This window comes from Haloferax sp. ATCC BAA-644 (assembly GCF_000336975.1).
GTDB lineage: Archaea > Halobacteriota > Halobacteria > Halobacteriales > Haloferacaceae > Haloferax > Haloferax volcanii.
In genome coordinates this window covers 18108-38768 of record NZ_AOLF01000003.1, presented here as the reverse complement: position 1 = coordinate 38768, position 20661 = coordinate 18108, and the positions used below count along the sequence as shown (strand labels likewise).

15 protein-coding genes and 2 pseudogenes are annotated in these 20661 nt (G+C 65.2%); 5 read left to right on the top strand and 12 right to left on the bottom strand.

Annotated elements, in window-relative coordinates; translation table 11 throughout:
• Nucleotides 1–56: 56 nt before the first annotated feature.
• The 3 genes from C458_RS02935 to C458_RS02925 form a co-directional block, all read right to left on the bottom strand.
• A complete protein-coding gene (locus C458_RS02935) occupies nt 57–1229 on the bottom strand; it encodes a D-xylose 1-dehydrogenase (RefSeq protein WP_008573064.1) in 1173 nt (390 codons plus the stop codon).
• Nucleotides 1226–2095 carry a fumarylacetoacetate hydrolase family protein gene (locus tag C458_RS02930; RefSeq protein WP_004061785.1) on the bottom strand — a complete coding sequence of 290 codons (870 nt, stop codon included), beginning with the start codon at nt 2093–2095 and terminating at the stop codon, nt 1226–1228. The genes C458_RS02935 and C458_RS02930 overlap by 4 nt, the downstream gene beginning before the upstream one ends.
• A gap of 773 nt (nt 2096–2868) precedes the next feature.
• Nucleotides 2869–3642 carry an SDR family NAD(P)-dependent oxidoreductase gene (locus tag C458_RS02925; protein WP_008573062.1) on the bottom strand — a complete coding sequence of 258 codons (774 nt, stop codon included), beginning with the start codon at nt 3640–3642 and terminating at the stop codon, nt 2869–2871.
• A gap of 98 nt (nt 3643–3740) precedes the next feature.
• Here C458_RS02925 and C458_RS02920 point away from each other — a divergent pair, with 98 nt between their 5' ends.
• Entirely contained in the window at nt 3741–4781 is a 1041-nt protein-coding gene (locus C458_RS02920) for a zinc-binding dehydrogenase (RefSeq protein ID WP_008573060.1), read from the top strand.
• Between the two features lie 392 nt (nt 4782–5173).
• Here C458_RS02920 and C458_RS02915 read toward each other — a convergent pair whose 3' ends face one another.
• The 6 genes from C458_RS02915 to C458_RS02890 form a co-directional block, all read right to left on the bottom strand.
• Complete coding sequence (locus C458_RS02915; protein WP_008573057.1) at nt 5174–7291, bottom strand: ABC transporter ATP-binding protein; 2118 nt, start codon at nt 7289–7291, stop codon at nt 5174–5176.
• Nucleotides 7288–8208 (bottom strand): ABC transporter permease, encoded by a 921-nt coding sequence (locus C458_RS02910; protein WP_008573055.1) that lies wholly within the window; start codon nt 8206–8208, stop codon nt 7288–7290. Before C458_RS02910 ends, C458_RS02915 begins: the two co-directional genes overlap by 4 nt.
• Complete coding sequence (locus tag C458_RS02905; protein ID WP_008573054.1) at nt 8205–9200, bottom strand: ABC transporter permease; 996 nt, start codon at nt 9198–9200, stop codon at nt 8205–8207. The genes C458_RS02910 and C458_RS02905 overlap by 4 nt, the downstream gene beginning before the upstream one ends.
• 51 nt (nt 9201–9251) lie before the next feature.
• Nucleotides 9252–11120, bottom strand: coding sequence for an ABC transporter substrate-binding protein (locus C458_RS02900; RefSeq protein WP_008573052.1), 1869 nt, complete (start codon nt 11118–11120; stop codon nt 9252–9254).
• A gap of 183 nt (nt 11121–11303) precedes the next feature.
• Complete coding sequence (locus tag C458_RS02895; protein ID WP_008573051.1) at nt 11304–11957, bottom strand: helix-turn-helix domain-containing protein; 654 nt, start codon at nt 11955–11957, stop codon at nt 11304–11306.
• A gap of 157 nt (nt 11958–12114) precedes the next feature.
• Entirely contained in the window at nt 12115–13485 is a 1371-nt protein-coding gene (locus tag C458_RS02890) for an SLC13 family permease (protein WP_008573049.1), read from the bottom strand.
• 262 nt (nt 13486–13747) lie between these two features.
• On the opposite strand from C458_RS02890, the gene C458_RS02885 reads away from it, so the two are divergent.
• The 4 genes and pseudogenes from C458_RS02885 to C458_RS02870 all read left to right on the top strand — a co-directional run bounded on the left by C458_RS02885 (nt 13748) and on the right by C458_RS02870 (nt 15789).
• The gene (locus C458_RS02885; protein ID WP_008573046.1) at nt 13748–14611 is read left to right on the top strand and encodes a ParA family protein; all 864 of its coding nucleotides are present in this window, start codon (nt 13748–13750) and stop codon (nt 14609–14611) included.
• Nucleotides 14608–15030 carry a hypothetical protein gene (locus C458_RS02880; RefSeq protein WP_008573045.1) on the top strand — a complete coding sequence of 141 codons (423 nt, stop codon included), beginning with the start codon at nt 14608–14610 and terminating at the stop codon, nt 15028–15030. The genes C458_RS02885 and C458_RS02880 overlap by 4 nt, the downstream gene beginning before the upstream one ends.
• 155 nt (nt 15031–15185) lie before the next feature.
• Nucleotides 15186–15415, top strand: a pseudogene (locus C458_RS02875) (AbrB/MazE/SpoVT family DNA-binding domain-containing protein).
• Nucleotides 15416–15789 (top strand): annotated as a pseudogene (locus C458_RS02870) (type II toxin-antitoxin system VapC family toxin).
• A 174-nt stretch (nt 15790–15963) separates the two neighbouring features.
• On the opposite strand, the gene C458_RS02865 reads toward C458_RS02870, so the two are convergent.
• The 3 genes from C458_RS02865 to C458_RS02860 form a co-directional block, all read right to left on the bottom strand.
• Nucleotides 15964–18477, bottom strand: a complete 2514-nt coding sequence (locus tag C458_RS02865; protein WP_008573040.1) for an FAD-dependent oxidoreductase — start codon at nt 18475–18477, stop codon at nt 15964–15966.
• Nucleotides 18478–18690: 213 nt separating this feature from the next.
• Complete coding sequence (locus C458_RS18325) at nt 18691–18849, bottom strand: hypothetical protein (RefSeq protein ID WP_008573039.1); 159 nt, start codon at nt 18847–18849, stop codon at nt 18691–18693.
• 35 nt (nt 18850–18884) lie between these two features.
• A complete protein-coding gene (locus C458_RS02860; protein WP_008573037.1) occupies nt 18885–20639 on the bottom strand; it encodes a BCCT family transporter in 1755 nt (584 codons plus the stop codon).
• Nucleotides 20640–20661: the final 22 nt, after the last annotated feature.

Here is a 20661-nt window from a genome sequence, read left to right as displayed (position 1 = left end):
GGAACTGCGGGAAACCCGATAATAAAACTGCGGGCGACGACGCGCCGAATCGAGTCCTACGCCCCGTCGGAATCGGGGTCGGCGTCGTGGTTGGCGGCGGCGGCGTCGGCGGAGTCAGCGTCGGAGTCGGAGTCGGCGGCGGCGGCGACGGCGACATCGGTCCCGCGCTCCGCCGCGGCGTAAATCGCGTCCATCGCGCGCATGTCCACGAGCGCGTGGTCGCCGTCGGGCGTGAGGTCGGCATCCGTCAGGAGCCGGGACGCGAAGTAGTCGAACTCCTCCGTCATCTGGTTCACCTGCTCGAAGTCGTAGTCGGCGGACTGGTCCCCCCACGACAGCCGGAATCCCCGCTTTTGGCGGTTGTAGAACGCGGGCTCGATTTCGAGTTCCCCCTCGGTGCCGGTCACCCGGAGGTGGCTCGACTGGTAGGCCGACTGGCTGGCGGTGCAGACCGCGAGCGTGCCGTCGTCGAAGTCGACGCCGAAACTGACGTGCTCGTCGCCGACGGCCTCGAACGCCTCGTCGTCGACGCGGGCGGTCGCCCTGACGCGGACGGGGTCGGCGTCGAGGACGAACCGGGCGGTGTTCAGCGGGTAGAGCCCGATGTCCATGACGGTCGCGCCGCCGGAGAGTTCGGGGTCGAGCCGCCACTGGTCGGGGTCGGGGACGACCTCGTCGAGCAGGCGCTGGGACATGTGGCCGTGGACGAACACCGGCTCGCCGATGACGCCGGCCTCGACGAGTTCGCGGGCGCGCCGGACGGCCGGCTCGGTCTGCATCCGATAGGCGACCATCAGTGGCACGTCGGCCCGGTCGCAGGCGGCGACGAGCTTCTCGGCCCGCTCGACCGACGCTTCCAGCGGTTTCTCGCAGAGGACCGCCTTCCCCAACTCGGCGGCGGTCTCGACGTACGGGAGATGCAGCCCGTTCGGCGTAACGACGTACACCGCGTCGTAGGCGTCGGCGGCGACCCCCTCGTGGAACTCGTCGTAGGTGAGGCCGTGGGTTATCGACTCGGTCAACGCCGTCGCGTTCTCGGCTTTCTCCTTCGAACTGCTGACGACGACCGTCGTCTCGCAGAACTCGGACGCCTCGACCGCGGGAATCGCCTCGTCGCGGGTCCACCAGCCGAGGCCGATCATGGCGACCCGCACGGTGCCCGTCGCGTCGCCTCCCTGCCAGTCGCGGCGCGTGAACTCCTCGACGATGTCGGTGGGGGCGGGGCTCATACGGTGGTGACGGAGTTCGAGAGGGTGCCGATACCCTCGATAGTGATGTCGACGTGGTCACCCTCTTGAAGGTCGAACGGCTGTTCGGGGACGAGCGACGTGCCCGTCAGGATGACCGCCAGTTCGGGCACCGTGTTGTGTCGCGTGAAGTACGACACGAGTTCGTCGCAGCTGCGGACCATCTCGCTGGTGTTCGTGGCGTCGTCGTAGATGACTTCGCCGTCGCGCTCGATAGTCATGCTCATCTCCAACTCGTGGGGGTCCTCCACGTCTTCGGGCGTAACCACACACGGGCCGATGGAACAACAGCGGTCGTACACTTTCGCCTGTGGGAGATACAGCGGGTTTTCGCCCTCTATCGACCGACTACTCACGTCGTTGCCGACGGTGTAGCCGACGATTTCCCCCCGGCGAAGCACGATACCCAGTTCGGGCTCCGGCACGTCCCATTCGGAGTCGCCTCTGACGCCGATGGCGTCGCCCGGTTCGACGGTCCGAGACGGCGTGGCCTTGAAGAAAACCTCCGGCCGGTCGGCGTCGTACACGTCGAAGTACATATCCGGCATGGAACTTTCCTCCTCGCGCGCTTGCTCGCTTATCTGGTAGGTGACGCCCGCGGCCCAGATTTCCTCGGCGTCGACGGGGACCGTCGCGTGCCGGTCGACGAACGCGTCGTCGACTACGTCGGCGTCCTCGGTCAGTTCGGCGGCGAGTCGGTCGACCGAGGTCCGGGCGATACTCGCCACCCGAGCCAAGTCACCGAACGTCCGAAGGTCCGCGTCGGCGCTCGTGAGGTCGTACGTCGTGGAGTCGCGGCTTGCCGTGAGACGGCGCTCTCCCGACACCGCTAGCTGGTGGTAGTGCATTCAGTATCCTCATTACCAGCGATTGTAATAAAAGTACGTCCCGGTATGAGCGGCGCGGGGCAATGCAGAAAGCCCCGAGACGTCGGCGGGTTCGGTCTCGAACTCCCGGCCGGGTGTAGTTCGCTCGCCCGTTGACGACGAGCGCCGACGAGCGCGAGATGACAGGCAGAGGAGGCGACGCGGGCCCGACGCGTGTGACGTAGAGAGACACGCGAATTCCCAGTAACAGAACACGCCGAGTCGGCGGGGCGAATCGGCAACGCGGCGACGAGACGGCCGTGTCGGAGCCCACGAGCGTGAGCTGACGCCCCACATCGGTGTCGTCGAAAACGACCACCGAAAGAGACAAGTCGGCCGTCACGGCTCGCCTCGGCCGGTAATCAGGAACGAGTGGATCGAGAGCTCGCCAGATACTCTCGTTTTCTATCACAGAATGCAATTACAGCACGTACGAACGAGAGAGTCCGAGAACAGCCCACGCGACGTGCGGTGCGTCGGTTTTAGATTACACGCGTATGCTTGTAATTCAGACGGCCGACGCCGGGAAGTGGGGCGGGTTCCCAAGAGGCCGGGGCAAGAGCGAACGCGGGGGACGGGTCACTCGACCTCGCCCCCTCCGTTCCCTATCACAGAACGATTGTCCAGCAGCCTCCGGCGTCTGCCGGCGGCAAGCTCGCCGGGAGCGACATCGAAGACTCCCGTCCGGAGGGGCTAGCGCGCGCTCACGAGAGCGCGTCGATGGCGAAACGGGAGACGAGAGACGAAAGACGGGGTTAGAACGCGCTGTCCGCGAACCCGCCGTCGACGGTGACGACCTCACCAGTCACGAACGAGGCGGCGTCGCTCGCGAGGAAGACCGCCGCGCCGACGATTTCCTCCCGTTCCGCGACTCGACCGAGCGGCGTTCGCTCGTCGATTCGCTCGCGCTTTTCGGTCCCCTCGGCGTAGGTGTCGGCGTTCTGCGGCGTGATGACGAAGCCCGGTGCGATGGCGTTGACGCGTATCTCGGGTGCGAGTTCCTTCGCGGACGCGCGGGTGAACGCCTCGACGCCGCCCTTCGCCGCCGAGTAGGCCGGGAGGTTCGCCATCGAGAGCCGCGCGGCCAACGAGGAGATGTTGATAATCGACCCGCCGTCGGCGACGGCCGGGGCCAGCTCCTGCGTCACGCGGCGGACGCCCCCGAGCGCGATGTCGGTGACGTGGTCCCACGCGTCGTCGTCGATGTCGCGGACCGTCTCGCGGGATATCGCGCCCTGCGAGGCGACGACCACGTCGACGCCGCCGAACTCCTCGACGGCGCGCTCGCGGACGCGTTCGAGCGAGGCCGGGTCTGTCACGTCGCAGGTCTCCCGAACCGCGTTCGCTCCCAGTTCCTCGATTGCGTCGGCCGTCTCGTCGACCGCCGACTCGCGTCGGCTGGTGGCGAGTACGTCCGCGCCCTCGCTGGCGAATCCGAGGGCGATTGCCTGACCGATACCGCTCGTCCCGCCGACGACGACGACGCGCTTGTCACTGACGGAGACTGGCGTGTGCTCGTATGCGACCATGGTCTCAGTCCGCACGGTGCCGACATGATAGTTGCGGAACGCGCGACGGGAGTGCCGCATGCAATACGTTTTTACCGACCCGTGCCACATGTGCTCTCATGCGAGGACTTGCCAAAGTAGAGCGTAGCTCCGGCGCTATGGAGTTCGTCGAGCGACAGAAACCGGAACCGGGCGCCGGAGAGGTGCTCGTGGAGGTCGACTACGCCGGCCTCTGCGGAAGCGACGCGGGTATCTACGAGTTCGAATCCGCCTTCGAGCGGATGGAGCTGCCGACGGTCATCGGCCACGAGTACGCCGGGCGCGTGGTCGAAGTCGGCGACGGCGTGACCGAGTTCGGCGTCGGCGACCGCGTGGTCGAACGACCGATTCGCGGCTGCGGCGAGTGTTATCAGTGTCGCATCGGCGAGGAGAACGTCTGCCAGGACGCGGTCATCACCGGCGTCGACCACGACGGCGCGTACGAGCGGTTCATCGCCGTCCCGGAGCGCGCCCTCCACCCGATTCCCGACGACGTGAAACAGCAGCACGCCGCGGTCGCGGAGCCGACGAGCATCGCCGCGCGCGCCGTCATCGAGAACTCCCGGGTCGGCGCGGGCGACCGCGTGTTGGTCGAGGGGCCCGGGCCAATCGGTCTGCTCACGGCCCAAGTCGCGGCCGCGCAGGGCGGCACCGTCGTCGTTTCCGGCGTGGGACAGGACGCCGACTACCGGCTCCCGCTCGCGGAGGAACTCGGCTTCGAGACGGTCAACGTCGCCGACGACGACACCGAGGCGCGCCGCGAGCGCCACACCGGCGGCGTCGGCTACGACGTGGTGTTCGACACGACCGGACACCCCTCGGGGCTCACGACGGCCGTCGACGAGGTCCGCAAGGGCGGCCAAATCGTCCTCGTCGGCCAGACCGGTGAGACTTCGATGCCCTACTCCCCGCTCGTCCGCGCGGAAATCGACCTCCAGTGTTCGTACGCCTCCATGTACGAGGACTTCGAGCGCTCGTTCCGCCTGATTCGCGACGGCGACGTGGACTGCGAGACGTTCGTCGACACCCGGTTTTCGCTGTTCGAAGCCGACGAAGCCTTCGAGACGTTCATCGAGGGCGGGACGTGCAAGCCGGTGTTCGATATCTCGGAGTTGGCGTAAGGGGGCCTTCGAACGGTCGCAACCCAAATCGAGACAGTAAATTGGGACAAGAACAATACTATATGCGAAGTAGATCAGATATGAGACCCTAAATAAACACATATACCCCGGATTTCTGCTTTTAAGCCAATTCCCACCAGCCATGAGTAGTTATTTCGAATGAAAGAGCAGATATATCCAATAGAACAAAAAATCATTCAGATATAGTCACTTTAAACCGCTAAAACAGAGAAATTTAGCCAATGAATTAGAAACTAGCCAATAAAATCCCCCGACAGTATTTTTATTTCTCACAATTCTACTGCGGGTGCCCAGACCTCGAATCCGAATCGAGACACAGCGCTACCGGGAGGTCGCCAAAGAGACGAAGCGAGGAGAGTCGAAGGGCGGCGTCAGTCGCTCACCGAATCGCCGCTGGCCGGCGGCGAGAACTCAGGGTCCCCGTATTGAGAGTCCGAGCGGTCGTCGGCGGGGTCGTCCGCGGCGGGGGTCTCCCCGTCAGGGAAGTAGCACGCGGCGCGGTGGTCGCCGCTTCGGACGGTGTCGAGTCCGGGTTCGCTCTCCCGGCACTCGTCTTCGGCCTTCGGGCACCGCGGGGCGAAGACGCACCCCGACGGGAGGTCGACCGGGTTCGGAGGCTCGCCGTCGAGCAGGACGCGGTCGCGGTCGACCGTCGGGTCCTTTTCGGGGGCGGCCGCGAGGAGCGAGGTGGTGTACGGGTGTTTCGGCTCGGCTGCGACGGACTCGACATCGCCCTCCTCGATGACCCGCCCGAGGTACATAATCGCGAGCCGGTCCGACACCTGCACCAGACTGGCAAGGTCGTGAGAGATGTAGACGATGCCGATGTCCTCCGTGTCCGCGAGTTCCCGAAGGAGGTTCAGCAGGTTCACCTTCAGCGACACGTCGAGCATCGACGCCGGCTCGTCGCAGATGAGGAAGTCGGGGTCGAGAACGAGCGCCTTGGCCACCGCGACGCGCTGGCGTTGGCCCCCCGATAGCTGGTGGGGGTACTGGTCGAGGAACTTCCGCGCGGGCGTGAGCCCGACTTTCTCCAGCGTCTCGACGACGGCCCGTTCGCGCTCTTCGGTCCGGTAGTCGTGGATGGTGAGCGGTTCGCCGACCAGCTGCCGAACCGTCTGTCTCGGGTTGAGCGAGTCGAAGGGGTCCTGGAAGATTATCTGGACTTTGCGGCGGAATTCTCGCATGTTCCCGTCCGCGTAGTGCTCGTAGGACTCGCCGTCGAAGACGAACTCGCCGCCGGTCGGTTGTTTCAAGAGCGCGATGGTCTCGCCGAGCGTCGATTTCCCACAGCCCGACTCCCCGGCGATGCCGAGGATTTCGGACCGCCGGACGCGCAGGGAAACGCCGTCGACGGCGCGGACGTAGTTCGGGTCGTTGCCCCTGAGTTTCTCCAAGAGCGGCTGGCTCTGCTCGTAGTACTTCTCGAGGCCGTCGGTTTCGAGGAGCACCTCGCCGCGGTCCGATTCGTCGTGGCTGTCGGGGATACCCCACGTCTCCGGGTCGGTGGCGTCACGCCGCATCTGGGCGGCTTTGGTGACGTGGTGGCACGCCGAGCGGTGGTTGCGGTTCGGCAGGTCGACGAGGTCCGGATGGGACGCCTCGCACTCTTCGGTGGCGAACGGACACCGGTCCTTGAAGACACAGGCGCTGGGTTCCTCGCTCAGGTTCGGCGGCGACCCCGGAATCGAGACGGGGTCCTGGTCGCCCTCCTCAATCTCCGGGAAGGAGTTCTTCAGCCCCATCGTGTACGGGTTCGTGGGGTTCACGAGGACGTTGTCGACGCTTCCCTGCTCCATGGCTTTCCCGCCGTAGAGAATCGAAAGCTCGTCGCACGTCTCGGCGATGACGCCGATTTCGTGGGTGATGAGCAGCAACGAGCTGTCCATCCGGTCCTGTATCTCCAGAATCTTGTCGATGATCTTGTCCTGGACGATGACGTCGAGCCCCGTGGTCGGCTCGTCGGCGATGATGAGGTCCGGTTCGAGCGCGAGCGCCATCGCGATGGTCACGCGCTGGCGCATCCCCCCGGAGAACTCGTGGGGGTAGTCGTCGATGCGGTCGGGGTCGAGCCCGACGATTTCGAACAGCTCACGGACCCGCGAACGCGCCTTGTCGTCGGTGACGTTCCGGTGGGTCTGAATCGCCTGTCGAATCTGCGCGCCGGTGGACATCACCGGGTCGAGCGAGTCCATCGCGCTCTGGGGGATGTAGGCGATGTCCTCCCAGAGCACGTCGCGGCGCTCGCGCTCGCTGAGGCCGGTCAGGTCGCGGCCCTGGAATTCGATGCTGCCGGATTCGACGGAGCCGTTGCTCGGGAGGAGGCCGAGAACCGCCTCGGCGAGCGTCGATTTCCCCGAGCCGGATTCGCCGGCGAGGCCGTAGTTGACGCCCTCGTCGATGCTGAACGACACGTCGTTGACGGCGTGGACGGTTCCGCTGTCGGTCGAGTACGTGACCGTGAGGTCTGTGATGTCGAGGAGGCTCATTGTTCGGTCTGAATCTCCGGATTGATGACTTCTTCGTAGGCGCGTCCGATGAGGAACACCGAGGTGGTGATGGCCGCGATGCCGAGCGCGGGCGGAAGCACCCACCACCAAGCGACGCGCATGTTGCCCGATTCGAACACCTGTCGGAGCATCCGGCCCCAACTCGTGACGGTCGGGTCGCCGAATCCGAGGAACGCCAGGCTGGCCTGCGCGGCGATGGCCCACGCGATGCCGTAGGCCGTGTAGAGAAAGCCGATAGGGAGCACGTTCGGCGCGACGTGGTAGAGCATCGTCCGCAGGTCGCTCGCGCCGCTGGCGCGCGCCGACTTCACGAAGGTTCGCTCCCTGACGGAAAGGACCTCGGAGCGGACGACGCGCGCGGGCATCTTCCAGAGGAACGCGACGATGATACCCGTCATGAGCCAGACGCTCGGCGTCACGAACGTCAGGAGCAACAGCGCCATCGGCGTAAACGGCAGCGAGAACGTGAGGTCCGTGAGGCGCATGAGGACCTCGTCGACCCAGCCGCCGTAGTACCCGCTGACGAGCCCCACGAGGAAGCCGAGCGCGCCGGTCCCGATGCCGCCGAACAGTCCGACGATGAACGTCGGCTGCGCGCCGGCGAGGAACTGGCTCAGCACGTCTTTGCCGTAGGCGGTCGTGCCGAGCGGGGCCGCGCCGGTCGGTTCGGACAGCCGCAGCATCGACCCGGCGTCGTCGCGGACGGTGTGCTCGATGGGGTCGTGCGGGGCGAGCGCGGGGCCGAGGAGACCGAGGAAGACGAACGCCGCGACGATGACGACGCCCGCGAACGCGAGGCGGTCGCGCCGCAGGAACGTGAACTGGTCGCGGAGCGTCTCCGCGACCCCCTCGACGCGCTTTTTCAGTTCGGCTTCGGGCTTCGTCTCGGTGCTCACGCGGCACCACCTCCACTGGTCGAGACGGTCGGGTCGAAGTAGGCGTACAGCACGTCGGCGACGAGGTTCGCCACGATGACCGCGAGCGCCATGATGAACACGGCCGCCTGCACCAGCGGGTAGTCCTGCTGTTGGATGGCGAGCACGAGTTCGCGGCCGATGCCGGGCCAGCCGAAGACGACTTCGAGCAGGATGAGCCCCTGGAATATCATCCCGAGACGCAGCGCGAAGTAGGTCAGAATCGGCAGCATGGAGTTCCGACCCGCCCGCGCGAGCTGCTGCATCTCCGAGAGCCCCTTCGCGCGGTGGAGCTTGAGGAACTCCGACCCCCGCTTTTCGACGACGCCGTTGCGCGCCAACAGCAGGAAGTCGCCGCTGTAGTACAGCACCGACACCGTAAACGGCAGGATGTAGTGGTGCAGGAAGTCGAGCGAGGCGAACGTCTCGACGTAACCCTCCGGCGAGGCGCTGATAGAGCGCATGCCGAAGGCGGGCACCAGTTCGAGGTTGTAGGCGAAGACGATGACGAAGAGGATGCCGGTGATGAACACCGGCGTCGACCGGAGGAACGTCGTGGCGATGATGCTGAGCTTCTCCAGTTTGCTCCCGCGGTTCCAACCGACGTACATCCCGAGCAGGGAACTCAGGACCGCCGTCGTCACTAACGCGGGGACGAGCAGGATGAGCGTGTTGACGAGCCGCGGTGCTAGCACCTGCCAGACGGGCTGACTCCGCAGGATGGAGTAGCCGAACTGGAACAGCAGGATGCTCTGGAGGTAGCTGAGGTACTGTCGCCACATCGGCTGGTCGAGGCCGTACATCGCTCGAATCTCGGTGATTTGCTGCTGGCTCAGGTTGCCCGCGGTGACGAGCGACTCGAACGGGCTCCCGGGAAGCAACCGCAGGACGACGAAGATGACCGAGACGGCCACGAGGGTGAGCAGGATGGAGATGGCGAGCCGCTTTGCGAGGAAGCGCTGGAACTCGCTCATAGTCGGGCCCCCCGGCGGCGCGAGTGGGTGGTGTTCGACATGCTCGTCACCTCACGAGAAGTCCGCCTGTCCGAGTTCGTCGCGGCGCTTGTGCATGTTTCCGGGCTGGATGCGCTCGACGAAGGCGGCCCACGCGTCCCCGTTGGGGAATCGGAGGTTTCCGCCGTCGTCCCACGTGTAGCCGGCCCGTTCGAGGAGCGATTCTGCCCCGTCGATATCGAACTCGTAGTGCGTCGTCTCCGACGTGTGCCACGGCGTGAGGTCCGAAATCGGGTTCTCCCCGCTCGGGACGGTCGCGCGGTCCTGCAACACGTCGGTAGCGAAGCCCTCGGTGTCGACCGACTTGGCGAGGGCGACGCGGAACTCCTTGTCGCGAACGAGCGGACAGGAGAACATCAGCTTCGTGTCGAGCGGCGCGAAGTTGCCCGAGGTCATCTTCTCGACGCCGGCGGTGCTCGCGGCGCGGTCGGCCTGCGAGTTCGAGAGCGTCGTGCCGATAGCGTCGATTTCGCCGCCCTGCAATGAGCCGATCATGGAGTCGATGTTGCCGACGTTTATCCAGATGACGCGGTCGACGCCCTCGCCGGTCGTGGCCTGGTCGCCGAGCACGTCGGCTCGCCAGTCGTCGTCGAACATCCAGTGGCCCTCGTTTCTCGACACCTCGAAGCGGGTCCCCTGCTCCCAGTTTTCGTACGTGAACGGCCCCGTACCGACGGGTGACTCGGGGTTGTGCTGGGACGGGTTCTCCACGTCTTCCCACTTGTGCTTGGGGATGATGACGCTGCGAACGACGCGCTGGGTCATGAACGCCGCGTCGGGGCCCGTCAGGTTGAACCGAACCTCGTGGTCGCCGAGCACCTCGACCGACTCGACCGGTTCGTAGAACGGCGTCTGGCTGGTCGAGGAGTGTTCCTTGTACAGTTCGACGGTGAACTTCACGTCCTCCGCGGTGAACGGTTCGCCGTCGTGCCACTCGACGCCTTCGCGGAGGGTGAGTTCGACGGTGGTGTCGTCGACGAACCCGCCGCCGGTCGCCAGCGCGGGGACGACTTCGAGGTCCGGCGTGGCGTCGAAGAGGCCGTCGTAGATGAACGTCAGCCGCTTCGCCTCCGCGCCGCCGGCGGCCCACGGGAGGTTGAGCGAGTTCATCGAGGTGGTCACGCCCTTGATGTAGGTCCGGTCGTCGGTCTGAGGTTGGAGGTTAACCTCCGACCAGACGAACGAGTCCTTCGTCGGCCCGTTGCCCGGCGTCTGGACGTAGCCGCTCCAGCGCTCCGTGTTGACCGCGGTGATGATATCGGGGAACAGCGTGATGAGCGCGCCCACGTCCTCGCTGAAGATGCGCTGGGCCTCGGCGACGAGCTCCTCGCGCTCGGGGCGGTCGGTCGCCCGACTCTGTTCCGTCAGCACCTCCTGCAGGTCGGGGTGGTAGTAGTTGTCGTAGTTCGACAGGCTCTCTTCGGTCCGTCGCATCAAAAGCGGGTTCGGGTCCAGCCCGCGTTGCGGGTCCGGACCGTGGGTGCTCATCGAGAGGATGGCTTCGAGACCCTTCGTGTCCCAACTCTGGGCGTACAGTTGGTTCAGCGGTCGGTCGTTGAGTTGCGTCCCGACGCCGAGGGCGTCAAGCCCGCGCTGGACCATGAGCGCGTGTTCCCGCATCCACGGGTCGTCCTCGCTCGAAAATTCGAGCGGGACGGGGTCCAACACCGCGCCTGCGGTCGCGCTGTAGTCGAGCGGCGGTTCGTCGGCGTCGATGGTCTCCCACTCGCGCCAGTACTTCGTCTCGACCGTCTCCGGGGTCCCGGAGGGAACGTCGGGGGTGAGACTTGACCCGCCGTCGCTCCCGCCGCTCCCGTTGCCGCCGCCACCGGTACACCCCGCGAGTCCGGTCACGCCGAGGGCGGTCGCCGTCGCCGCCACGTAGTCGCGCCGCGTGAGGCCAGTTCCACGTTCGACACCCGAACTATCACGATTTTTCTCCGACATTGCGACCGCTTGTTATGGGGTATCTTCCATGGTGCTAATCCCGATAGGAGCCGATATCTATCGCTCTTTATATACTGTATCGGTGAGAATCGGCAATATTATCCAACACGGAGTGAGCTACTCCTGTCGCGGCCCGTAGATGAGTTCGAGCAGATTTCGCTCCGCGGTCCGGAGTCGTTCGCTCAGCGTGGACTGAGCGATACCCAGTTCCTCGGCGAGTTCGGTCTCAGAGGTCTCTCGCGGAATGTGGAAGTAGCCGTGATTGAACGCCGTCTCCAGAACCGCGAGCTGGTCGTCGGTCAGCTTGGAGATTAACACCTCCTTTAATCGGCCGCTGTCGAGCGGTTCACCGGGGGCTTCGTCCTGCGTCACGGAGCGGAGTTCGAACTCCCCGAGCGTCTCCTGAATCTCGTCGGCGAGTTCCCTGAAGTGGTCCCAGTCCTGGGCGGTGGCGACGACCTCGAAGACGCCGTCTTGGAGGACGATGCGGTTCGGAATCGTCTCCTGTCTGAGCACCAGTCCGAGGATGAACGGGTACGACTCGTTGGCGAGAACCGTCACTCGGCGTATCTGCACGTCGGTCGAGGCGGTCGGAATCTCCTCCTCGTAGAAGACGGTCACGCCCGAGATGTCGGCGAGGAGCGGTTCCACGTCGAAGGGGCCGTTCGAGGCGACCGTGAGCGACTCGATCCACGTCCCGTCCTCGACGTAAAACGCGTTGTCCAACTCGATGCTCCGGGCGTCTCGCAGGCGGCGGTCTATCTTCGACATGACGCCGGTCGGGGCCGTCGTAAACTCAACACGTAAGATGCGAACTCACCCGTACCGGGCAGATACCGTTCACCTACAAATAGCCCGGTGGTTGTCGCGACGGGTGCGGTCGCCGAAGCATGGATTCGCGCGGATGGGCGGTGGGCCGGTCACCGACTCAGGCGACGAGCGGCCAGTAGAAGAGCCACGAGAGGGTCACGACGACGAGCGACAGACCCATCGTGACGAGTCCGAACAGCGTCACGTCTCGGTTGGTCAGCGGTCCGCGGTCCAGCGAGACGAGGACGGCGGTCGTGTTAAACGGGAGAATCGTCGTCGACCCCACCACGAGGAGGACCGCGAGGCCGAGGTAGAGCCGCGTCACGCCGAACGTCTCCGCGAACCGCAGGACGATGGGGAGAATCACGACGATAGCGGCCGACCCGGTCGAAAAGAGCACGCGGACGGCGACCGCGAACCCGAGGAGCAGTCCGACGAGTTGCCAGTGGCTGAACGCCTCGAACGGGACGAACCGCGCGAGGAGGTCGACGACGAGCGCGATGGTTCGCGTCGCTTCCAAGGCGTCCAGAATCGACAGCGTCGCGCCGATGAGAAAGAGGACGCCCCAACTGAGTCCCTTGACGTCGTCGGCGTCGATAACTTCGACACCCGGGAGCGCGAGGACGGTGACCGCGACGACCGCCGGGAGAATCTCGGGGAGGCCGACGAACGACCCGACGACCCACGCGAGGACGGTCCCGGCCATCACCACCGCGACGCATCCCTGCTCGCGAGTCAACTCGCCGTCGGAGGATGCGTCCGCAATCCCCGGCTTGTCGGGGTCGACAGTCGAGTCGGCATCGACGGCGTTGAAGAGACCGGCGGCCACGGCGGCGAGTACGTAGAGAACCACTGTCGGCGGAACCATCAAGACGGCCCACTCGACCCACGAGAGCGGTCGGACGCTCGTCGCGAGGATGCCCGAGGTGACGAGCGCCATCCCGCCGCCGGTCATGAGCGCCATCGACGCGATGGGGTTGATGTGACCCAAGAGGAGGAACGACGCGCGCTCGAATCCGCTTCCCGACGGGAGGTCAAACTCCTCGGTCACCTCCTCGACGATGGGGATGAACGCGACCGCACGGGCCATCGCGGACGGCATGAACAGCGCCAGTACGAGCACGTTCCGGGTGATGGAACGAAACGCCCCACGAGGGGTGCTGTCCGGGGACAGCAGTCGGTTCGCTAACCGGGTATCCAACCCCACCGACCGGACCGCATTGCCGAGGAGTAACAACACGAGGAGGAAGTACACGAGCGAGGAGGTGAAACCGCTCACCGCGGTCTCGAAGGAGTCCACGACGCCGAGGGCGTACAACAGGGAGACGCAGGCCAGACTCGAAATCGCGTACGGAACCGGTTTGGTCAACCAAAGTAGGAGCGCGACGACGAAAACCGAAAGCGCGTACTGCGACCGGACCGGAAGGACGGAGACGGGGTGGAGCCCGACGACTGCGAGGAGCAAGGCGGCGGCGACCGCGAGCGTCACCGTCTGCGACGAGAGTTCCGGGGCGCGCAGCCCTCGACCGGGCAACCAATCTGTCACGAACGTACCTGCACACAACGGGTCCAAATAGCTACTGCCGGTGACAATTCGGGCCGCCAGTCGAGGTGAGAGCACGAATCGAGTCGATAAAATAGCTAGTTTAGATTATTTGGAATATTTGGATAATTTGGGTTGTCCAAAATGCCGGAGTAACCATAATTATTTCAACTACGGCGAGAATCTCGATAGTACGGATATCCCCATCATGTCACGTGCAGTCAGCGTCTGTCTCCTCAAAGGTGGTATCGGCAAGTCGACGACCTCCATCAACCTCGCCCGCGAGCTCGCACACCGGGGAAGCGACGTGCTGCTCGTGGACCTCGACCCGAACGGACACACCACGACGGGCCTCGGGTTCGGAGAAGAGTTCTACTCGGAAGCGCATCTCGGAGACGTGCTCCTCGACGACGCCGAGTTGGAGCCGCGAGAGCTCATCTTGGAGACCGGGTTCGAAATCGACCTCCTTCCGTCGAACGACCGCATCGAGCAGGTCGAATCCGACCTCGGCGGCGTGATGATGGGGTCGGCGCGGCTCAAACAGCGCGTCATCGACCCGCTTCTCGGGGACGACTACGACTACGTCGTCGTGGACTGCCCCGCGGCGCGCGGGAAGCTCAACGACAACGCGCTGTACGCCACGCAGAACCTCGTGTTGCCGATGCGCCCCGAGTCGGGCGCGCTGTCGGGGCTCGAAAAGACCGTCAAGCGACTCATCACGCCCGCGCGCGAGCACTTCGACCTCGAAATCCTCGCGGTCGTGCCGACCGACCTGCGGGACCGAATCGACCACGACCGCCCGACGAGACGGCTCGTGGAGGCGCTCGTCTCGAAGCCGAACATCGCCTCGAAGCTCCCGAACTTCGCGTACACCGATCCTGACGTGTTCGAGGCCATCGACAACGGCGAGTGGGACGACGACCTGCCGAAGCCGGGGATTCGGCACCGCTCGGCCATCGACGCGTCGATTCGCGAGCACATGCCGCTGCGGGACTACGACAGCACCTGCGACCAGTTAGCGTGCTACGACGAACTCGCGCAAATCGTCGAAGAAGGCGAGGTGGCCCGATGAGCGAAGACCCCTTCGGTGACCTCGACGCCGCGATGGGGAGCGGCGAGACCGACTCCGGGCCGGAGCCGGAACCCGAACCGGCGGACGAAGACGCCGGGACCGACGACGCGGTCGAATCGGACGACGAGTCAGCGTCGGAATCCGCGTCCGCAGAGCCACTCGACCCCCGCGAACGCCCCGCCTTCGAGTTCGACGAAACCGTCCACAAGGCGCTGTACGTGCTCGAAGCGGTCGCCGACGAGTTCGACGACATCATCACCTACGACGTGGAGCGCGAACTGACCCGCGACCACGGGCTCAAGGGCGTCACGAAAAGCGAACTCCACAACGCCGCGCTCGCCGTGGCGACCGAACACCCCGAAGAAATCGTCGAACGCGTCCTCGAACAGCGCGGCGTCGACGACGAGGATTCCGAATAATTCGAATAATCCGAAACCGTCGAAACTCGTAGCGCCGGACAGAAGGCGAGTGACACCGACAGCGGGAGCGTCCGGGAGCGGGAGGGTTCTATCCGAGTGGGTCGTGAATCGAGGTATGGGGAAAACTCATCAGTCTACCCATCGTAGGAGGGCGTATGTCCGAAGCGACGCTGGACGGTCGCGGACGCCTCACGCTCCCCAAAAGGTCAGAGAGCGGTACGGTGAACACTACCGCATCGTCCAACTGCACGACGGTATCAAGCTGATACCAATCGAGGACGACCCGCTCGATGCGCTCCGCACCGAGTTCGCGGACGTCGAGAAGACGGCCGGAGAACTCCGCCACGGAGCCCGGAACGCGGCGATAGACGAGGCCGGCCGCTGAATGTACGCCGAGACGGACTTCCTGCTGGCGCTCATCAAGGGCGAAGACTGGCTGGCGACGCCGCAGAGGCGGTCTACCGAGACCATCGGGACGAACTGTGGACGTCGCAGTTCACGCTCATCGAACTCCTCATGGTCGCGTACCGAGAAGAGCGGGACACGGAGCGGGTCGTCGCGAACGTCGCCGCGCTGTTAGAAGTTCGGGGCGACGTTGATACGGTCCTCACGGCCGCAACCTACGTCGAAGACCACGGGTTCACGCCCTTCGACGCGCTCCATCTCGTCGAATCAGATGGCGACACGATCGTTTCGAGCGACGAGACGTACGAGTCGTTTGCTCCGCGACTCGACCTGAAGGCCGTCGAAGACGAGTGACAGCGGTAGGGTAGTTATTCTTCAGACAGTCCCATTCACGACAAATCTGCCGAGTTCAGCACGGCCTCGACGGACTATCATCGACTGCGATTCGACAGCGCCGATAAACTGAGGCGGAGGCAGAGGCTGAAGCGGAAGCGAAGATGGTGACGGTGATGCGAGGGGAGCCGGCAGTCACCGAATCATCTTGTCGCGGTCGGGGTCGAAAAGCGGTCCCGACCGGACTGTCGCGGGACGGGCGTCACCCTCGTACCGGATTTCGACATCCTGCCCGGAGTTAGCGTACTCCTCGGGGAGATACGCGTACGCGATGCCGGCGTCGATGGTGTAGCCGTAGTCGGCCCGACAGCAGTAGCCGACGAGGTCGCCGTCAGCGAACACCGGATGGCCCGCGTCGACGACGGCCTCCTCCCCGTCGAGCGTTATCGGGACGATGCGGTCGCTCGGGCCGTCGTCGTTTTTGTCCTCCACGAGCGCCGCTTTCCCGACGAAGTCGGTGTCGAGGTCGACCGCGAAGCCGATGCCGGCCTCGTACGGGTTGTGTTCGGGCGTGAGGTCCGTCCCCCAGAGGCGGAATCCCTTCTCCATGCTCGTCGAGTCGAGGGCGGCCCAGCCGACGGGCGCGATGTCGTACTCCTCGCCGGCCTCCCGAATCGCGTCCCAGAGCTGGCTCCCGTACTCGGTCGGGGCGTAGATTTCCCAGCCGAGTTCGCCGGCGTACGAGAGTCGGAGCATCGTCACGGGGATGCTGCCGAGGTAGGTCTCCTGTGCGGAGTAGAACGGGAACTCGTCGTTCGAGAGGTCGGCCTCGACGAGGTCCGAAAGCACCTTCCGGGAGTCGGGGCCGAAGACGCCGATGCCGGTCCGACTGGAGACGTGTGCGGTCACGTCGACGGAGCCGTCGTCGGGCGCGTGCTCCTCGACCCACCGCGAGTGGAGCGTCGCCGAGCTTCCGCCGCCGGTGAACAGCACGAACCGCTCGTCGCCGAGGCGGGCGATGGTCAGGTCGGCGAGCACGCCGCCGTCCTCGTTGAGCATCGCGGAGTAGCGCATCCGGCCCGGCGTGACATCCATGTCGTTCGTCAGGAGCCCTTGCAGGAACTCAAGCGCGCCCGGGCCCGACACTTCGATGGGCGTGAACGTCGTCATGTCGACCATGCCGACCCTCTCGCGGAGGTGCTGGTGCTCCGCGCCCTGGACCTTCGACCAGTTCTGCGAGAGCCAGTCGGGGCGGTCCGGCACGTCGTACGTTTCGAGGAGCGTCTCGTTGGACTCGTACCACTGCGGGACCTCCCAGCCGTCGCTGTCGTAGAACTCCGCGCCGAGGCCGGCCTGCCGGTCGTAAAACGGGCTCCGGCGGAGCGCGCGCTGTCCGTCCGGCTGTTCGCGCGGGTGGATGAGTTGGTACACCTCGCGGTACTGTTGCGCGCCGCGCCCGTAGGTGTACTCTCGGCTGCCCGCGTGCGACTGGAACCGGGAGACGTGCGCGCCGGAGGCGTTGACGCGGGAGCCGTCGAGCCGCGGCGTCCCGTCTTCCATCCAGCTGGCGACGATGTCGCCCGCGCCGCCGGACTGCGTGACCCAGACGGCGAGCGCCCACCAGAGTCCCTCGGTGTCCTCGTCCGGCCCGAGGATGGGCATGCCGTCGGGCGTGAACGAGAACATGCCGTTGATGGCGGAGGTCCACTCGCAGTCCTCGAAGCCGGGGACGAGTTCGCTGGCGGCGTCGAACGCCGACCGGTCGTGGTCCGGGTGGGTGTTCTCGTAGAAGTGCTCCTCCGTGAACTCCCGGAGCGACGGGTATTCGAGCCCGAGGTCGTCGAGCTTGTCGGGACCGTAGATATCCGCCGGGTCGACCAGCAGCGACTCGTGGTTGTACGAGCCGATGCCGTAGCGCTCGCCGTGCTGGCGGTAGTACAGCGAGTGGTCCTGATGCCGGAGCAGCGGCTGTTCGATTTCGCGCTCTGCGCCTTCGAGTTCGTCCAGTTCGTCGGAGACGAGATACTGGTGCGCGCAGGGAACGAGCGGGATGTCCGTGCCGACCATCTCGCCGAACAGCGGCCCCCAGATGTTCGTGGCGACGAGCACCTCGTCGGCCTCGATTCGGCCGTGTTCGGTGTCGACCGCGTCGATGCTGCCGTCGGTAGTGTCGATGTCCGTGACCTCGGTGTGGCCGTAGAACTCGACGCCGGCCTCGCGCGCCTCCTCCGCCATCGACTCGGCGGCGCTGACGGCGTCGGCCTTTCCGTCCGAGGGGACGTAGTAGCCGCCGTAGATGACATCGGCGTTTATCTGCGGGACGCGCGCTTCGACCTCCTCGGGCGTGAGGAGTTGGCCCTCGTCGATGCCGTAGGACTGACCCCACTCGCGCTTGCGTTTGAGGAAGTCCCAGCGGTCTTCGGTGTAGGCGACTTCGATGCCGCCGCACGTCCGGAAGTCGCCGAACCCGTCGTAGAGGTCGCGCGTGTACGACGCCATCTCCGTCATCAGCTTGTTCCCGGCCGTCTGGAACACGAGTCCGGGGGCGTGAGAGGTCGACCCCCCGGTCTCAAACAGCGGACCCCGGTCGAGGACGACGACGTCTTCGCGACCCGACTCAGCGAGGTGATACGCCGCGCTACAACCGACACAGCCGGCCCCGACGACGACCGTTCCGGCGCGTTCGGGAAACGTAGACCATGTGCTCATGTACCAAACAGTAGTGACTGCGGCCTTCGGATATCTCTCCGGGTCCACTATCTGAGGTGTATAGATACCGGGGGGTGACGAGGGAGGGGTCTCACCACGGGTGCGTCGCGTGGTCCGACGAGAATCAGAGTCGGAGAGCGACGAGTACACGCGCGGCGACGAAAGCCGTGCGCCGACGAGGAGCGCACTGACCGGAGTCGTCCGCCGACGAGGTCACTTGCCGACGAGGTGCTTCTCTCTGAGGTAGATGACGAGACTGGCGCTCAGGAACGCGAGACCCGCGCCCCGTAGCTCACCGACCGTCATCGCGAACAGTGCAACGACGAAAAGGAAGACCGCGAACGCCGCCGAAACGACAGCGAGCGCGTTCATCGATAGCGTCGAGTCATCGGTTCGGTGCTCCGCGGTCAGTCGTCCGTCGTACCGGGGTTCTGCCGGACGTTGGTCACGACTGACGTCCGAGAGCGACCGACGTCGATGTCGATGTCCTCGTCCGCCAAGTCCTCGATTCGCTCAGCGAACTCCTCGGATTGCAGGAGTTCGTACTCCTTGTCGAGGCCGAGATAGACCGTGTAGCACATGATGACGAGGACGACGGCGAACGGGAACCCCGTCGCGATGGCCGCCGTCTGGAGCGCGCCGAGGCCCCCGCCGTAGAGGAGAAGCGACGCGACGAGGCCCTCGATGACCGCCCAGAAGATGCGTTGGGTCCGCGGCACGTTGTGCTTGCCGCCCGACGTGAGATGGTCGACGACGAGCGACCCCGAGTCCGAGGAGGTCACGAAGAACGTGACGATGAGCGTCACGGCGAGCAGCCCCGAAACGGCGCTGAACGGGAACTGTTCGAGGAGCGCGAACATGGCGACCGTCTGGCCGGCCTCGTTGTAGGTCGCGAGGACCGCGCCGTTACCCTGAAGCGAGTTGAACAGCGCGCTCCCGCCGAACGCCGAGAGCCAGACCGTCGAGAACAGCGACGGCAGGACGAACACGCCGAAGACGAACTCGCGGACCGTCCGCCCCTTCGAGATGCGCGCGACGAACATCCCGACGAACGGCGACCAAGCAATCCACCACGCCCAGTAGAACACCGTCCAGGCGTTGACGGTGGACGCGCCGTCGCCGAGCGTCCCGGTGAAGAACGCGAGCGAGAGGAAGTCGCTGAAGTAGTTCCCGAGGCCCTGCACCCACGCGCCGAAGATGCTCATCGTCGCGCCGGCGGCGAGCACGAACGTCAACAGCACGAACATCAGAAAGACGTTCACCGTGCTCAGACGCCGGATGCCGCCTTCGAGGCCGGCCGCGACGGAGGCGGTCGCGATGAGTGTAATCACGGCGATGAGCGCGATTTGCATCCCGGTGTTGTTCGGAACGCTCAGGACGCCGAGCATGCTCCCGCCGAGGATGTACGACAGCCCGGTGTTTATCTGTGCGACCCCGAGGCCGAGCGACGTGGCGAGGCCGAACAGCGTCGCGAACACCGCCACGAGGTCGATGAGGTGGCCCGGCCAGCCGTAGATTCGCTCGCCGAGGAGCGGCCAGAAAATCGACCGGAACGTGAGCGGCAGCCCCCGATTGAACGAAAAGAACGCGAGTCCCAAGCCGACGAGGCCGTAGATGGCCCACGGGTGGAACCCCCAATGGAAGAACGTCTGCGTCATCGCGGCGATACCCGCACCGCCGGACCCGGCCTCGGCGTCGAAGAAGCCGGGGACGTTACTGAAGTAGTACAGCGGCTCCGAGACGCTGTAAAACATGAGCCCGATACCCATGCCCGCGCTGAACAGCATCGCCATCCACGAGAAGTCGCTGAACTCCGTTTCGGCCTCGACGCCGCCGAGGGTTATCTTTCCGTACTTACTCAGCGCGAAGTACGCCAAGACCACGATAAAGAGGTTTACCGACAGGAGGAAGAACCACCCGAAGTTCCCCTCGAAAAAGCCCCTGATACCCGAATAGACGCTCGCCGCCTGCTCGCCGAGAATGAGCGTCGCCGCGACGAAGACGCCGATTATCAAGAGCGCGGCCGGGAAGACGACGGGATGGATGTCGAACCCCAACCCCTGGATGTTCCTGTCACCGGGTTCGCGCTCCATATCGGGATAAAACAGGTCTTCCTGTAACTCGCTCGTCGACCGACCGGTCGAGTCGTTGCTATTCGCCATTCGATACAGCCTCCATTGACGA

Coding starts and splice junctions, on each gene's coding strand:
- C458_RS02915 (WP_008573057.1), bottom strand. CDS start 7,291: ATGAGCCTCCTCGACATCACAGACCTCACGGTCACGTACTCGACCGAC.
- C458_RS02930 (WP_004061785.1), bottom strand. CDS start 2,095: ATGCACTACCACCAGCTAGCGGTGTCGGGAGAGCGCCGTCTCACGGCA.
- C458_RS02880 (WP_008573045.1), top strand. CDS start 14,608: ATGAGCGAAGACCCCTTCGGTGACCTCGACGCCGCGATGGGGAGCGGC.
- C458_RS02860 (WP_008573037.1), bottom strand. CDS start 20,639: ATGGCGAATAGCAACGACTCGACCGGTCGGTCGACGAGCGAGTTACAG.
- C458_RS18325 (WP_008573039.1), bottom strand. CDS start 18,849: ATGAACGCGCTCGCTGTCGTTTCGGCGGCGTTCGCGGTCTTCCTTTTC.
- C458_RS02925 (WP_008573062.1), bottom strand. CDS start 3,642: ATGGTCGCATACGAGCACACGCCAGTCTCCGTCAGTGACAAGCGCGTC.
- C458_RS02895 (WP_008573051.1), bottom strand. CDS start 11,957: ATGTCGAAGATAGACCGCCGCCTGCGAGACGCCCGGAGCATCGAGTTG.
- C458_RS02920 (WP_008573060.1), top strand. CDS start 3,741: ATGCGAGGACTTGCCAAAGTAGAGCGTAGCTCCGGCGCTATGGAGTTC.
- C458_RS02935 (WP_008573064.1), bottom strand. CDS start 1,229: ATGAGCCCCGCCCCCACCGACATCGTCGAGGAGTTCACGCGCCGCGAC.
- C458_RS02885 (WP_008573046.1), top strand. CDS start 13,748: ATGTCACGTGCAGTCAGCGTCTGTCTCCTCAAAGGTGGTATCGGCAAG.
- C458_RS02905 (WP_008573054.1), bottom strand. CDS start 9,200: ATGAGCGAGTTCCAGCGCTTCCTCGCAAAGCGGCTCGCCATCTCCATC.
- C458_RS02865 (WP_008573040.1), bottom strand. CDS start 18,477: ATGAGCACATGGTCTACGTTTCCCGAACGCGCCGGAACGGTCGTCGTC.